The sequence below is a fragment of the Rhodococcus sp. HNM0563 genome, assembly GCF_012726195.1.
GTDB lineage: Bacteria > Actinomycetota > Actinomycetes > Mycobacteriales > Mycobacteriaceae > Rhodococcus.
The window spans coordinates 52,940-67,890 of sequence record NZ_JAASAF010000009.1 but is presented as its reverse complement, the minus strand read 5'-3'; the positions used below and the strand labels follow the sequence as shown (position 1 = coordinate 67,890).

General features: G+C 66.1%; 12 protein-coding genes and 1 pseudogene. 12 read left to right on the top strand and 1 reads right to left on the bottom strand.

From position 1 onward, the window contains the following. Positions 1 to 6: 6 nt before the first annotated feature. Positions 7 to 987, bottom strand: a complete 981-nt coding sequence (locus HCA61_RS19840; RefSeq protein WP_169689929.1) for a GNAT family N-acetyltransferase — start codon at positions 985 to 987, stop codon at positions 7 to 9. Positions 988 to 1,107: 120 nt separating this feature from the next. Between HCA61_RS19840 and mftE the strand changes: the two genes are divergently transcribed. From mftE to HCA61_RS19780, 12 genes and pseudogenes are all read left to right on the top strand, one after another. Further along, complete coding sequence (gene mftE, locus HCA61_RS19835; protein WP_169689928.1) at positions 1,108 to 1,794, top strand: mycofactocin biosynthesis peptidyl-dipeptidase MftE; 687 nt, start codon at positions 1,108 to 1,110, stop codon at positions 1,792 to 1,794. Beyond that, positions 1,791 to 3,209 carry a mycofactocin biosynthesis glycosyltransferase MftF gene (mftF, locus tag HCA61_RS19830; protein WP_346777610.1) on the top strand — a complete coding sequence of 473 codons (1,419 nt, stop codon included), beginning with the start codon at positions 1,791 to 1,793 and terminating at the stop codon, positions 3,207 to 3,209. Before mftE ends, mftF begins: the two co-directional genes overlap by 4 nt. Position 3,210: 1 nt before the next feature. Beyond that, positions 3,211 to 4,710, top strand: coding sequence for a mycofactocin system GMC family oxidoreductase MftG (gene mftG / locus HCA61_RS19825; protein ID WP_169689927.1), 1,500 nt, complete (start codon positions 3,211 to 3,213; stop codon positions 4,708 to 4,710). A 36-nt stretch (positions 4,711 to 4,746) separates the two neighbouring features. Continuing rightward, positions 4,747 to 6,060 carry a helix-turn-helix domain-containing protein gene (locus HCA61_RS19820; protein ID WP_169689926.1) on the top strand — a complete coding sequence of 438 codons (1,314 nt, stop codon included), beginning with the start codon at positions 4,747 to 4,749 and terminating at the stop codon, positions 6,058 to 6,060. 70 nt (positions 6,061 to 6,130) lie between these two features. Continuing rightward, entirely contained in the window at positions 6,131 to 7,654 is a 1,524-nt protein-coding gene (gene adh, locus HCA61_RS19815; protein WP_169689925.1) for an aldehyde dehydrogenase, read from the top strand. A gap of 89 nt (positions 7,655 to 7,743) precedes the next feature. Then, positions 7,744 to 8,277 carry a DUF779 domain-containing protein gene (locus tag HCA61_RS19810; protein WP_169689924.1) on the top strand — a complete coding sequence of 178 codons (534 nt, stop codon included), beginning with the start codon at positions 7,744 to 7,746 and terminating at the stop codon, positions 8,275 to 8,277. Between the two features lie 95 nt (positions 8,278 to 8,372). Next, positions 8,373 to 9,788 carry an ethanolamine ammonia-lyase subunit EutB gene (locus HCA61_RS19805; protein ID WP_169689923.1) on the top strand — a complete coding sequence of 472 codons (1,416 nt, stop codon included), beginning with the start codon at positions 8,373 to 8,375 and terminating at the stop codon, positions 9,786 to 9,788. Between the two features lie 32 nt (positions 9,789 to 9,820). Continuing rightward, a complete protein-coding gene (gene eutC, locus HCA61_RS19800) occupies positions 9,821 to 10,588 on the top strand; it encodes an ethanolamine ammonia-lyase subunit EutC (RefSeq protein WP_169689922.1) in 768 nt (255 codons plus the stop codon). Positions 10,589 to 10,680: 92 nt separating this feature from the next. Beyond that, positions 10,681 to 11,229 carry a hypothetical protein gene (locus HCA61_RS19795; RefSeq protein ID WP_169689921.1) on the top strand — a complete coding sequence of 183 codons (549 nt, stop codon included), beginning with the start codon at positions 10,681 to 10,683 and terminating at the stop codon, positions 11,227 to 11,229. 200 nt (positions 11,230 to 11,429) lie between these two features. Further along, positions 11,430 to 12,764: an MFS transporter gene (locus HCA61_RS19790; protein ID WP_169690114.1), complete on the top strand. Its 1,335-nt coding sequence runs from the start codon at positions 11,430 to 11,432 to the stop codon at positions 12,762 to 12,764. A gap of 141 nt (positions 12,765 to 12,905) precedes the next feature. Then, on the top strand, positions 12,906 to 14,564 hold the full coding sequence (locus HCA61_RS19785) for an AMP-binding protein (protein ID WP_169689920.1): 1,659 nt from the start codon (positions 12,906 to 12,908) through the stop codon (positions 14,562 to 14,564). Between the two features lie 220 nt (positions 14,565 to 14,784). After that, positions 14,785 to 14,910 (top strand): annotated as a pseudogene (locus tag HCA61_RS19780) (aldehyde dehydrogenase family protein); the annotation flags it as partial. Positions 14,911 to 14,951 lie beyond the last annotated feature (41 nt).

The following is a 14,951-nucleotide window of genomic DNA, read 5'->3' as shown; positions in this document are numbered from 1 at the left end:
CGCCGATCAGTTGAGCTTGCGCACCATCGCGATGCGTGGCCATTGCCCGATGCCGCGTGCCCGCTCGTCGGCGAGAATCGTCCCCAATTCGGGTGTGAGACGCGAGTCGTCGAGGGCATCGAAGCCCAGTCGTTCGTAGTACGGTGCGTTCCACGGGACGTCGCGGAATGTGGTGAGCGTCAACGCGGAGCACCCGCGATCACGTGCTCCTGAAGCGACGTGCTCGATGAGGGCTCGCCCCACCCCGCGCCGCGCGACGCGCGGGTGTACTGACACCTGCTCGATGTGGAGTGCATCGGCGACGTCCATGGCGACGAGATAACCCACGGGGCAGTTCTTTTCGTCGACCCATACCCAGCATCTTCCGGCGTCGAGGTAGCTGCGGAGCTCGGGGATCGTGGGTGGTACGTCGTCGGCCACCGACGACATGCCGATGTCGGCGAACGGTTGCCCGGCGGCACGTTCGATGTCCTGCAGGGCGGGCAGCTCGTGCTCGGTTGCACGGCGGATGGGCGGCAGGTCCTTGCTGAAGTACAACGCCACCTCGGTGTCGGCATAGTGGCCGTAGCGTTCGGGCATCGGATCGTATCCGGCGGTCGCGTACATCGCGATTGCTTCGGGCTGCTCGATGCCGGTCTCGAGCACCATGCGTCTGCGGCCGGCGTCGGCCGCCGTGCGTTCCAGCGCATCGAGTAGCCGCCGTGCGATGCCCCGACGCCGCGCATCGGCCCGCACGTACATGCGCTTGATCTCGGCGTCGCCGTCGCGCAGCCCTCGTGACGCGGAACTGTGGGCGCGCCAGCCGCCGATCCCCACGGGTTCGTCGCCGAGTCGTGCCAGTAGGAAGAGTCCGTTCGGCTCGGTGAACTCGTCCGGTTCGAGGACAGTGTCGTCCGGGCCGCCGTAGCGGCGGGTGTATTCGAGCTGGACCTCGGCGATCAGTGTCTGGACTTCCGGGTCGTCGAGTGGTCGAGGTTCGATCTGCACTCGGGGAATCGTACTCACCGACCGAGTGGCCCGGTGTGCATGTCGCGGTGACCGTATTCGATCGGGCCTGGTCATCGGCCGGGTGTGGCGACGATCGCGCTACCGCCTAGCATCGGAGCGGTGACACGGGACCTTGCCAATGCCTACTGGCCGGACGTCGGATCCGGCGCGGTCACGGTCGCCGTTCCAGTGGGTGCATTCGAGCAGCACGGTCCCCACCTGCCCCTCGATACCGACACCCGCATCGCCGTGGCCGTGGCGGAGGCTCTGCCCGATGTTGCGCTCGCCCCGCCCCTTGCCTACGGCGCGAGTGGCGAGCACGAAGGGTTCGCGGGCACCGTGTCTATCGGCGCCGACGTCACCAAAGCGATGCTCGTCGAATACGGCCGCTCGGCATGCCGGTGGGCGCAACGGGTGCTGTTCGTCAACGGGCACGGCGGCAATGCGTATCCGCTGGCCGAGGCTGTCGCGCTGCTGCGATACGAGGGCAGGGACGTCGCCTGGCTGCCGTGCGCTGTTCCCGGCTCCGACGCGCACGCGGGCATCACCGAAACGAGCCTGATGCTGCATCTTGCGCCCGAAACGGTCGACATGAACCGTGCCGCAGCGGGCGCGACCGAATCGATCCGCACTTTGATGCCGCGGCTGCGCGAAGCCGGTATCGTTTCGGTGTCTGCGAACGGTGTGCTGGGCGATCCGGCCGGATCAACCGCCGAACTCGGGGCCGAGTTGTTCGTGAATCTGGTGGAGCGGGCGGCCGCGCAGGTCGCCCGGTGGCAACCGGGGACGGAGGGGAGACTTCGGTGAGTCAGGCGACATCACCTCGGGTTGCGCAGACCCGACTGGCCAGGCTTCCCGACGGCTTCGGGGTGCGTCTTGACCCCCGCGTACGCAGGTTCGCCGCGGGCCGTGTTCTGATCGGCGGCTCGCCCACTCGGATGCTCAAGCTCGCACCCGCTGCCGCGTCGATGATCGACGGAGACTTTCTGAAAGTCGTCGATTCGCAGACGGCGGTGGTGGCCAGGCGCCTGCTGGACTCCGGTGTGGGAAACCCCCGGCCCGTCGTACTTCCGTCGATGTCCGACGTGACGGTGGTGATCCCCACCAAGGACAACGAAGCGGGCCTTCGTCGATTGCTGCAGGCCTTGCACGGCCTCGAGGTCATCGTCGTCGACGACGGGTCCGATACTCCGATCAAGACGCCCGAGCGTGGCAAGGTTCGCGTGCTCCGGCACGATGTGTCGCGGGGGCCTGCCGCCGCACGAAACACCGGATTACGGGACGCATCAACGGAGTTCGTTGCGTTCCTCGATTCCGATGTCGTACCCCGGCTCGGATGGCTCGAAGCCGGACTCGGGCACTTCAGCGACCCGGCGGTCGCGTTGGTTGCCCCGCGCATCGTCGCGCTCGACCCGGACAACGGCGCGCTCGCACGGTACGAGCACGCACGCTCGTCCCTGGATCTGGGTCGACGTGAGGCCGCGGTCGTGGCGGGAAGTCCCGTCTCCTACGTCCCGAGTGCGGCTCTGCTCGTGCGCCGCCACGCCCTGGAGGCGTGTGGTGGATTCGACGAGTCGATGCAGGTTGCGGAAGACGTTGATCTGTGCTGGCGGCTGCAGGCCGACGGGTGGCGGCTGCGATACGAACCCATCGCGCGTGTCGCGCACGACCATCGGACCAAGTTCCGGAGTTGGATCACTCGCAAGGCGTTCTACGGAACAGGTGCGGCTCCGCTGGCTGCCCGGCACCCCGGCTCGGTCCCGCCGATGGTGATGTCGATCTGGACGCTGCTCGCGTGTCTCGCACTGGCGACCTTCACCCGGGTCGGAGTGGTCGGTGCACTACTGACCCAGGTGGCGACGCTCGTGCGGTTGCGTCGCATGTTCGCCGAGCTCGATCAGCCGACACGGATTGCCGCGGTGCTGACTGCTCAGGGGTTCGCAGGTGGTCTGTGGCAGGTCGCCTCGGCGGTATGCCGGCACTATTGGCCGGTGACGGTGGTCGCGTCGCTCTTTTCATCGAAGGTTCGGCGTGCTGTCTTGGCTTTTGCTGTGGCAGAGGGCATCTGGGACTGGATGGGGCATCGTGAAGAGGGCGGGATCGACCCGATCCGGTACGTTCTCTACAAGCGACTGGACGACCTGGCCTATGGCGCCGGGTTGTGGAAGGGCGCGATCGACGCCCGCGACCCATCCGCGCTGATCCCCGACATCCGGAGCTGACATGGCCCGGCAGCGAGCCGACGTCGTGGTGATCGGCGGTGGCAGCTGCGGCTGCGTGGTCGCCGCAAGGCTGAGCGACGATCCAGATCGTTCGGTGTTGCTGCTCGAAGCCGGACGGGGATACGGTGCGGGGCACACGCTTCCGCCGGAGCTGCGTTCTGCTGCAGAACTCCCGATCGGGCCCGAGAGTCAGTGGGCCGCAGCGTATTCTGCTCGCCTCACGCAGGGGGTCGCTGCGACCGTCGTGCGTGGCCGAGGCCTCGGAGGTTCCGGTGCGGTCAACGGCGCGTATTTCGTCCGGGCACGTCCGGGGGATTTCGAGTCATGGCCACGATCCTGGTCGTACGACGAGGTACTCCCGCATTTTCGGGCGATCGAATCGGATATCGACTTCCCCGGTGGGATACACGGCAGTGATGGCCCCATCCCGGTCATGCGCACGCGGCAGGCCCGGCTCCACCCGACTTCCGCGGCATTTCACGACGCAGCCGTGGCTGCCGGGCACCGGCCGGTCGACGATCTCAATGCGCCAGGGCCCGTGGGCGTCGGCCGTGTGCCGATGAATGTGCGCGACGGCGTACGCCACGGCCCGGGGCTCGCCTATCTCGCGCCCGTGATGGACCGGCCCAACCTTTCGGTGCGAACGGGAGCGAAGGTCGTCCGGATCGTGCTGTCGGCGGGGTGCGCGACCGGGGTCGAGGTCGTGGACGGTGCGAGTGTCCGGCGGATCGACGCCGGGCACGTCGTCGTGTGTGCGGGCGCAGTGTGCTCGCCGCAGCTTTTGATGCTGTCAGGGATCGGGCCTGAGCGGCACCTGCGGCGCCTGGGAATCGACGTCGTCCACGATCTTGCCGGAGTGGGTGAAGGATTCAGCGATCACCCCGAAATCGCCGTACCGTACCGATATCGCGGCGGAATCCCTGCGCGGGCACCGCTGTTGGAAACCGTGTTGCACACCGAGACGGTCGAGTTCCGCGCATACACGGTGCCGTTCGGTGTGGCGATACCCGGCAGCGGTATCGCCGACCCGGTGCTCGGTGTGGTGCTCACACGGCCCCGTAGTCGCGGAAGCGTGATGCTGAATCCACAGGATCCGTCTGCGCCGCCCGTACTCGACTACCGCTATCTCGCGCACCCCGACGACCGCGCCACGCTGCGCGACGGTGTCTGCACTGCCGTCGACCTACTGGCAGACATGAGGGATGTCGTTGCACCGGGCAGTGTCGCTGTCGAAGCAGGGGAGCGAGGGCCCAGCGACGCGTGGCTCGCCTCTCACCTCGGAACGTCGCTGCATCTGTCCGGCACGTGCCGCATGGGAGACGACGAGCTCTCTGTGGTCGACGAGAGATGCCGAGTCCACGGCATCGACGGGCTGAGCGTCGTCGACACCTCGGTGTTCCCCGAAGTGCCCAGTCGTGGCCCGCACGCGACCGCGGTGATGTTGGCCCACCGAGTCACAGCCGAAACGAACCGAGGATCCGGCCGCACACTTCTGCTGTGATACGGACTACAGTGGCCGCATGGAGGACGATGTCGGATGACCGTTCGTGAGACCGCGACGACCGGCCCCGCGACGATGAACCCCTGGGTGGCGCTGCGCCCGGGGGAGGATGCAGCGGCGCATGCGCGAGCGGTGCTCCGCGCGCACGGCACGATTGTCGGTGCGGCCGGTGAAGGCCGGCCCGACGGAGTGCGATCGATCGTGCACGACTCGTGGCTCCGGAGTCTGCAGCGGGGAATCGACCCCGATCTGGTCGCGCAGCCTGCGCTCCTCACCGGAGGAGATCTCGATCAGTATCGAGCCGGCCATCCTATGGCACTGATCCGCCCGGTCGTGCGCAAGCTCCTCGTCGAGGATGCCGCCGACAGCGGTCTGCTCGTCGCTATCAGCGACGAGCAGGGCCGGCTGCTGTGGGTGGAAGGCGACCACGGTGCCCGCGACCGCGCGCAGTCCATGAGTTTCGTCGAGGGCGCGGACTGGAGTGAGGACCGCGTGGGCACCAACGCCCCGGGAACCGCCTTGGCGCTGGATCATTCGGTGCAGATCTTCGCGGCCGAGCATTTCAACCGCGCGGTCCACGAGTGGAGTTGTTCGGCTGCGCCCGTGCACGACCCGGCCAGCGGCAGGATTCTCGGGGCAATCGACATCACCGGCGGCTCGCGGGTGGCGGTCCCGGAAGTCCTGCAGCTGGTCCGCGCGACGGTGGCCGCAGCCGAAGCCGAGCTTCGCCTGCACATGATGACCTCTCCGCACCTGTTCGCCTCCTCGGCGCCGCGACTCGACACGTTCGGCTCGGGTAGGCCGACGCTCCGCACGGGCGGTGACCGGACATACCTGTCACAACGGCACGCCGAGATCCTGCTGATCCTCGCGGACCATCCCGAAGGGCTGAGCTCGGACCGGCTCGCAGTACTGCTCGACGAGAACGAGCTGGACTCCGTCACGATTCGAGCCGAAATGTCCCGTCTGCGGAAAGTGCTCGGATCGGAGCACCTCGGGTCGCGCCCGTATCGGCTGCTCACCGAGCTGGACACGGATGTCGCGGAGGTGCGCCGGGCGCTCGATCGTGGTGACGCCGCGTCGGCCATCCGCAATTACTCCGGTCCGGTGCTGCCCGGCTCGGATGCGCCCGGTGTCGAGGAGATCAGGGACGACCTGCGCACCCGGGTGCAGGCGGCACTGCTGCGTGGCGGTGACGCGGATCTGCTCGCCCGGTGGACGGCCTCGATCCACGGACGCGACGATCTGGCGGCGTGGTCGGCCTATCTGACGACCCTCGCCCCGACTTCCCCGCTGTATGCGCAGGTGAAGGCGAAGATCGATCGCCTGGACAAGGAGCTCGCAACGTAGTTGCAACCTTTGCGTTCGTAGTGTTCCGAATCACACAAGCTTCGAACCTCGACGCAACAGGAGATGCACCATGACCGTGTACGCCCGCCCCGGTTCGCCTGACGCCCTCATGTCCTTCCAGTCCCGGTACGACAACTGGATCGGCGGTCAGTGGGTGGCACCGGTGAAGGGGGAGTATTTCGAGAACGTCACTCCCGTGACCGGGCAGGTGTTCACCGAGGTCGCCCGCGGCACCGAGGAGGACATCGAACTCGCACTCGATGCCGCCCACGCTGCCGCACCGGCGTGGGGCAAGACCTCGCCCGCCGAGCGTGCCGTGATCCTCAACAAGATCGCGGACCGCATCGAGCAGAACCTCGAATCGATCGCGCTCGCCGAGTCGTGGGACAACGGCAAACCGATTCGTGAGACCCTCAACGCGGACATTCCGCTCGCGATCGATCACTTCCGCTATTTCGCGGGTGCGATTCGTGCGCAGGAAGGTTCGATCTCGGAGATCAACTCCGACACCGTCGCCTACCACTTCCACGAGCCGCTCGGTGTGGTCGGCCAGATCATTCCGTGGAACTTCCCGATTCTCATGGCTGTGTGGAAGCTTGCGCCGGCTCTGGCCGCGGGCAACGCGATCGTCCTCAAGCCTGCTGAGCAGACTCCCGCGTCGATTCTTCACCTGGTTTCGATCATCGGCGATCTGCTGCCTCCGGGCGTGCTGAACATCGTCAACGGGTTCGGTGTCGAGGCCGGCAAGCCGCTCGCGTCGAGTCCGCGCATCCGCAAGATCGCGTTCACCGGCGAAACCACGACTGGACGCCTGATCATGCAGTACGCGTCGCAGAACCTCATCCCCGTGACGCTCGAACTCGGCGGGAAGAGCCCCAACATCTTCTTCTCCGATGTCCTCTCGGCGAACGACGACTACCAGGACAAGGCACTCGAGGGATTCACGATGTTCGCTCTCAACCAGGGCGAGGTGTGCACGTGCCCTTCGCGTGCGCTCATCCAGCGCGACATCTTCGACGATTTCCTGTCGCTCGCGGCGGTCCGCACCAAGGCGGTGAAGCAGGGCGACCCGCTCGACACCGACACGATGATCGGTGCGCAGGCGTCCAACGATCAGCTCGAGAAGATCCTGTCGTACATCGAGATCGGCAAGAGTGAGGGGGCCAAGGTCATCACCGGTGGTGAGCGCGCCGATCTCGGCGGTGATCTCTCGGGTGGCTACTATGTGCAGCCCACGATCTTCCAGGGCGACAACTCGATGCGGATCTTCCAGGAGGAGATTTTCGGTCCGGTCGTGTCCGTCACGTCGTTCGACGATTTCGACGACGCGATCAAGATCGCCAACGACACGCTCTACGGCCTCGGCGCCGGCGTGTGGTCGCGCGACGGCGGCGTCGCCTACCGTGCCGGTCGCGAGATCCAGGCGGGCCGGGTGTGGACGAATACCTACCACCAGTACCCGGCGCACGCCGCGTTCGGCGGTTACAAGCAGTCGGGCATCGGTCGCGAGAACCACCACATGATGCTCGACCACTACCAGCAGACGAAGAACCTCTTGGTGTCCTACGCGCCGAAGGCCCAGGGCTTCTTCTGATCGACGACCCCGGCGCCTGTCACGTACCGACGTGGCAGGCGCCGGTTCCATTCGCAGACAGACCCGTCTTCAAACAAAGGGAGGTTCCTATGCCCGCTCCACTTCGTGTGGTCGCGACCGCGAGCGCCGCCGATCTGCTCCGGCGATTGTCGAGCCGGTACGGGTCGCTCATGATGCACCAGTCCGGTGGCTGCTGCGACGGATCTGCGCCGATGTGTTACCCCGACGGCGACTTCATCGTCGGCGACCGCGACGTGCTGCTCGGGCTTCTCGATCTGCGACTCGCGGTGGGGGAGACCGCGCCCGATCTGCCGTCCGGGAAGGACGCGGTTCCCGTGTGGATCTCGGGTTCCCAATTCGAGGCGTGGAAACACACGCAACTCGTCCTCGACGTAGTGCCCGGACGAGGGTCCGGGTTCAGCCTCGAAACTCCCGAAGGCCTCCGATTCCTCAGCCGGGGCCGCGCTTTCACAGCCGAGGAACACGCGTTGTTCGACGACGAGCAACCCCTGCTCGGCAAGAATTGGGACGCGGGCGTTCGGCCGGTGCCTGCTACCGAACCGCTCGTGGTCGCTATGGCCGCCGACGTCTGTCCCGTACCGGGAGCGACGCCACCGGCATAACGTCGTACGAAAGGGACACCGCATCGCCGCGCCTGACGAGTCGGAATGCGCGACGATGTAGGTCCGAACCGTCGACGAACGCGGAGGTGGTGCTGATGACGACCTATCGTCAGCAATTGGCGGGGACTACCTACGAGTTCGACGGACTGGTCGACCTCCTCGCGAAAGCGACGCCGCGCAGATCCGGAGACGAACTTGCCGGGTGCGCTGCCGGGACGGAAGCCGAACGCGTCGCCGCGCAGTGGGCCCTCGCCGAGGTTTCGCTCGGTACGTTCCTCACCGAGACCGTCGTGCCGTACGAGAGCGACGAGGTCACCCGGCTGATCCTCGACCGGCACGACACCGACTCGTACCGCCCCGTCGCGCACCTGTCCGTCGGTGCCCTGCGCGACTGGCTGCTCGATTCTGCCTCCAGGCCCGGTGCCGCTGCTGTCCTTGCTTCCATCTCGCGGGGGCTGACGCCCGAAATGGTCGCGGCTGTCAGCAAACTCATGTCGAACCAGAATCTCGTTGCGGTCGCCCGTGCAGTCGAAGTGACGTCCGCGTTCCGCACCACCGTCGGACTACCCGGGCGGCTCGCCACCCGCCTGCAACCCAATCACCCCACCGACGACCCCCGGGGAATCGCCGCGGCAGTTCTCGACGGGTTGCTGCTCGGGTGTGGGGACGCGGTCATCGGAATCAACCCCGCCACCGACTCGCCCCACGCGACGTCGGAGCTGCTCCACCTGCTCGACGACATCCGCACGCGGTTCGACATCCCGGTGCAGTCGTGTGTGCTCTCGCATGTCACTACCACCCTCGGCTTGATCGAGACGGGTGCTCCCGTCGACCTGGTGTTCCAGTCGATCGCCGGCACCCAGGGTGCAAACGAGGGCTTCGGGGTGAATCTCGGCCTGCTCGGAGAAGCAGACGAGGCAGGCCGGTCGCTGGCACGCGGAACAGTCGGCGACAACGTCATGTATTTCGAAACCGGGCAGGGCTCGGCGCTGTCGGCGGGTGCGCACCTCGGCACCGACGGCCACCCCGTCGATCAGCAGACCCTCGAGGCGCGGGCGTACGCGGTGGCACGCGAGTTCGACCCACTGCTCGTCAACTCTGTCGTGGGCTTCATCGGTCCCGAATACCTCTACGACGGCAAGCAGATCATCCGGGCGGGCCTCGAAGACCACTTCTGCGGCAAGCTGCTGGGTCTGCCCATGGGGGTCGACGTCTGCTACACAAACCACGCCGAGGCCGACCAGGACGACATGGACACGTTGCTCACCCTGCTCGGCGTAGCCGGGGTGTCGTTCGTGATCACGGTGCCCGGCGCCGACGACGTGATGCTCGGATACCAATCCCTGTCGTTCCACGACGCGTTGTATGCGCGGCGCGTCCTCGGACTCCGAGCTGCGCCGGAGTTCGAATCGTGGTTGCAGGGTCTCGGCATGGCCGACGAAACCGGTTGTATCCTGCCGGTCGATGTCGCGTCCTCGCCGCTGCGTGCACTCACCGGAAATGTGCTGTGAGCGCGATCGAACCGGGCAGGAGCCCGGATGACGTGAGGGGCCCTGACGACCCGTGGACGGCCCTGCGCACCACGACCCGGGCACGCATCGGACTCGGCCGCGCCGGAGATGCGCTCCCCACAGCCGGACTCCTGGAATTCCGAGCCTCGCACGCTGCGGCCCGCGACGCGGTGCACCGTGAACTCGAGGTCGACGCGTTGGTGCAGCAGGTGGAGGACGCGAATCTCGGTTCCCCGTTGTTCGTGGCGAGTCGGGCCAACGACCGCAGCGAGTATCTGCGTCGCCCCGATCTCGGACGGCTCCCCACCGACCTCGCACATCTGCCAGTGCTCGGCGCCGACATCGGAATCGTTCTTGCCGACGGCCTTTCGTCCCACGCGCTCGAACAGCACGGCGTACCGACCGCCCGGGCGATCGTGGAGGCGCTGCCGCCTCACCTGTCGGTGGCACCCCCGGTCATCGCGACGTCAGCGCGGGTCGCGCTCGGCGACCACATCGGTGCGGCGCTCGACGTGCAGACCGTGGTGGTGCTCATCGGCGAGCGACCCGGACTGTCATTCGCAGACAGTCTCGGTGTCTACCTGACGCATCATCCGCGACCCGGCCGCTCCGACTCCGAGCGGAATTGTGTGTCGAACGTGCACCCACCGGACGGTCTCGGATACGTGCAGGCGGCGCGGGTGGTGGCGAACCTCGTCTACGGCGTGCGACGGTTGGGGCGCTCGGGCGTCGAGCTCAAGGACACCAGTGCTCGGGACGAGCTGGAGGGTGGCAGCCCCGGCCTCGGGCCCGGTGGGTGAGAATCGAGGTCGAACCGGTCCCGGTTCGAATGTGATGCGGGCTCGGCCCGCCCGGTTTCAGTGCCCCCGGCGGGGGTGACGAGGAGTGAGAGATGGCCTTCGCGGGCAACGTGGACGAGTTGGCACTGCTGCAGACGGTGCGGTTGAAGAAGCAGGTTTCTGCGGAGGTGCTGGCCGCGCATCTGGGTGTGTCGGTCTCGTCGGGGCAGGCGGCGCTCGCGGCGCTCGTCGAGCAAGGTAAGGCTGCATCATCGGACGGTGGTGTCTCGCTGACCGACAAAGGCTTCGCGGAGCTGTCCGACCAGCTCGATGCGGAGCGGGTGTCGATCGACGAGGATTCGATCGCGGAGCTGTTCGAGCAGTTCGGTCCGCTCGACGAAACGCTGTCGAAGCTGCTCGAGGACCCGGACTCCGAGGGCTTCGTCGACGCGTTGCTCGACGTCGATCGGAAGGCACAGAACCTGTTCGACGATGTGTCGGCATTCGTTCCTCGTCTGTCGCGGTATCAGGATCTCTTCGCGGAGGCGCTCGAGAAGATCAAGGGCGGCTCACTGGCGTGGGCGACCGCAGGCAGCATCGACTCGTACGCGACGGTGTGGCGGGAGATGCGCGCCGAGCTCGAAGGGGCATCCGGGAACTGACCGGAGATCGTTCGTTCGACTCACTATGTGACGCTTTTCACAGTCACCCCTTTTCGGGGGTGGTGTGGGGGTGAGGCGGATCACTAGTTTTCCTCCCAATCCGCGGCGACGTAGCCGACCGCGGTCAGGACGGACAACGGAGGATCCACGTGACCACTGTGTCGACACCCGGGGCGGGCGAGCCCTCAGCGGAACAGGCGGTGGAGGCCGGTCATCCCGGTCCCACTGCCACCGCACCAACCGGTAACGGGGGAGGGCCGGGTATACGTCGTGTCGCGATTGCGAGCTGCATCGGCACGACGATCGAGTTCTACGACTTCTTCATCTACGGCACCGCCGCAGCGCTCGTATTCCCCACGGTTTTCTTCCCCGCGCTCGGTGCCACCGCGGGAACGGTCGCGTCGTTCGCGACCTTCGCGGTCGCGTTCGTCGCCCGCCCTGTCGGAGCGATGCTCTTCGGTCACTTCGGCGACCGCATCGGCCGCAAGAAGACGCTCGTCTCGACCCTTCTCCTCATGGGCATCGCGACGCTGCTCATCGGCCTTCTGCCCGGCGCCGACACCATCGGTGTCGCGGCTCCGATCATCCTGGTGCTTCTCCGATTCGCTCAGGGTTTCGCGGTCGGTGGTGAATGGGCAGGTGCCACACTGCTGACCGCCGAATATGCCCCGCCCGGCAAACGCGGTCTCTACGCGATGTTCCCGCAGCTCGGTCCGGCTATCGCGTTCGCGCTCTCGAGCGGAACCTTCCTTTTCACAGGTCTCGCGTTGGGCGACACCAACGAGGCGTTCCTCACCTACGGGTGGCGGATCCCGTTCCTGTTCAGCATCGTTCTCGTTGCGATCGGCCTGTACATGCGCCTCGCGATCGAGGAGACACCGGTGTTCCGCGCCGAGACAGAAGCACGCGCCGCCGCGCCCGAGCAGAAGCGCTCCCTGCCCTTCCTGGACGCACTGCGCCACCAGACGAAGGAAATCCTTCTCTCGGCCGGTGCTCTCGCGATCATGTTTGCGTTCTTCTACATGGGCACCGCCTACCTCACCAGTTACGCGACGTCGACGCTCGGCTTCGACCGGCCGTTCGTTCTCACGGTGGGAATCGCATCATCGCTGGTCTTCGGTGCGGCGATCGTACTGTCCGCGCTCTACTCCGACCGATTCGGCCGGAGGCGCGTGATCATGGTGTCGTGCGGCTTCTCCGTTGTCTGGGCACTCGCGTTGTTCCCACTGCTCGACACGGGCTCTCCGGTCGCGTTCGTCGTAGGCATGATGGTCACCCTCGCGATCTTCGGTATCGCCTACGGCCCATGCGGTGCGCTGCTGCCCGAGATGTTTCACACCCGGTACCGCTACACCGGCGCGGGTCTCGGGTACAACCTCGCCGGTGTGCTCGGCGGCGCCATCCCGCCGATGATCGCCGCCCCGCTCGCGGCTGCGTACGGCGGCATCGCGATCGGCGTCATGCTCATGGTGATCGGTCTCGTGAGCTTCGTCTGCACCGCGGCTCTCGTCGAGACCCGCGACCGAGCGCTCTAGAAGAAGGCGCCTTCCAATACCTACGGAAGGCGCCTTCCGTCGTCGGCAGCTGTCCAGAATCCGCACATCTGCGGCCACGAGAAGACGAGGATGGTGAAAAGAACTCGTCTGTCCGGCCGCGCCCACCGCAGGAGATTGATCATGACCGGTATCGCTACCCCCGCACTGCCCAGCTACGACTCCGGGGCATGGGATGTCCCGCTGCTGGGCGACACCATCGGCGACAATTTCGACCGGACGGTTGCACGGCACGGCGACCGTGACGCACTCGTAGAACGAGCCACAGGCCGGCGCTGGACGTACTCCGAGTTGGCTGTCGAGATCGACGCCCTGGCGCTCGGACTGCTGCGTGCGGGAATCGGCAAAGGTGACCGTGTGGGAATCTGGGCGCCCAACTGTGCCGAATGGACGTTCGTGCAGTATGCCACCGCCAAGATCGGCGCCGTGCTCGTCAACATCAATCCCGCGTATCGCTCGCACGAACTGCAGTACGTGCTCGCGCAGGCAGGTATCCGGATGCTGATCTCCGCACCGGAGTTCAAGACCTCCGACTACGCCGCGATGATCGATCAGGTGCGCGGTGAGTGCCCCGACCTCGAGCAGGTCGTACTGATCGGCCGTCCGGAGTGGGACGAGCTCGTGGCCGCGGGTCGGGCAGCGCTGGAAAGCGATCGGTCGCCGCTCGATGCAGCCCGGACGGAACTGTCACCCGACGACGCGATCAACATTCAGTACACGTCCGGAACCACCGGATTTCCCAAGGGTGCAACTCTCAGCCACCACAACATTCTCAACAACGGGTTCTTCGTCGGGGAGCTGTGCCACTACACCGAGCAGGACAAAGTGTGCATCCCCGTGCCGTTCTACCATTGCTTCGGCATGGTCATGGGCAATCTCGCGTGCACGAGTCACGGTGCGACGATGGTGATTCCCGCACCGGCGTTCGATCCGGCCGCCACCCTCGCGGCCGTCGCCGAAGAACGCTGCACGTCGCTGTATGGCGTGCCGACGATGTTCATCGCAGAACTCGCCGACCCGTCCTTCGGCGCCGTCGATCTGTCCTCCCTGCGCACCGGCATCATGGCAGGCTCGCCGTGTCCGACCGAGGTGATGAAGCAGGTCATGGAGCGAATGGGCATGAGCGAGGTGTCCATCTGTTACGGGATGACCGAGACGTCGCCGGTGTCGCTGCAGACCCGCAGCGACGACACCATCGAGCAGCGCGTGTCCACTGTCGGGAGGGTCGGACCGCACATCGAGGTCAAGATCGTCGATCCCGCGACCGGACTCACCGTGCCGCGCGGTGAGCCAGGTGAGCTGTGCACACGCGGGTATTCGGTGATGCTGGGGTATTGGGAGCAGGCGGAGAAAACTGCCGAAGCCATCGATGCGGCGCGCTGGATGCACACGGGTGATATCGGTGTGATGGACTCCGACGGGTACGTCTCGGTGACCGGGCGGATCAAGGACATGGTGATCCGCGGCGGCGAGAACATCTATCCGCGCGAGATCGAAGAATTCCTCTACACACACCCCGACATCCTCGACGCCCAGGTCGTGGGCGTTCCGGACGCGAAGTACGGCGAGGAACTGATGGTGTGGGTACGCCTACGCGAGGGGGCTGACGAACTCGACGCCGACGCGCTGCGCGAATTCTGCACCGGCAAACTCGCGCACTACAAGATCCCGCGTTATGTCCACATCGTCGACGAGTTCCCCATGACGGTCACCGGCAAGATCCGCAAGGTCGAAATGCGTGAGGTGTCGGTCGCGCTTCTCGGGGAGGTCGATCGGACGTGAACCCCGTTGCGCGCGCGATGGGCTGGGTAAGTATGCATTCGGCAGTTCGGAGACGCCGATCCAGAGGAGCGTGACTCGTGTCACACTACTTCTGGAGGTTCGTATGACTACCGTGGCCGGATACACCGTCGCTCCGCGGCTCCGAGAGTTTCTTTCCGCAACCCGACGTCTCTATATCGGCGGCGAGTTCGTCGATGCTGCGTCGGGTCGTGTGTTCGCTCAGTGCAACGGCTTCGACACCGCCATGCCCTTCGGTGGGTTCAAGCAGTCGGGCTGGGGTAGCGAACTCGGCGCGAGCGCGATCGACCTCTACACGCAGACCAACGCTGTGAATATTGCGCTCTGAACCCCGCACGCGCCTCGAATCCCACACGTGTTGAGACAACA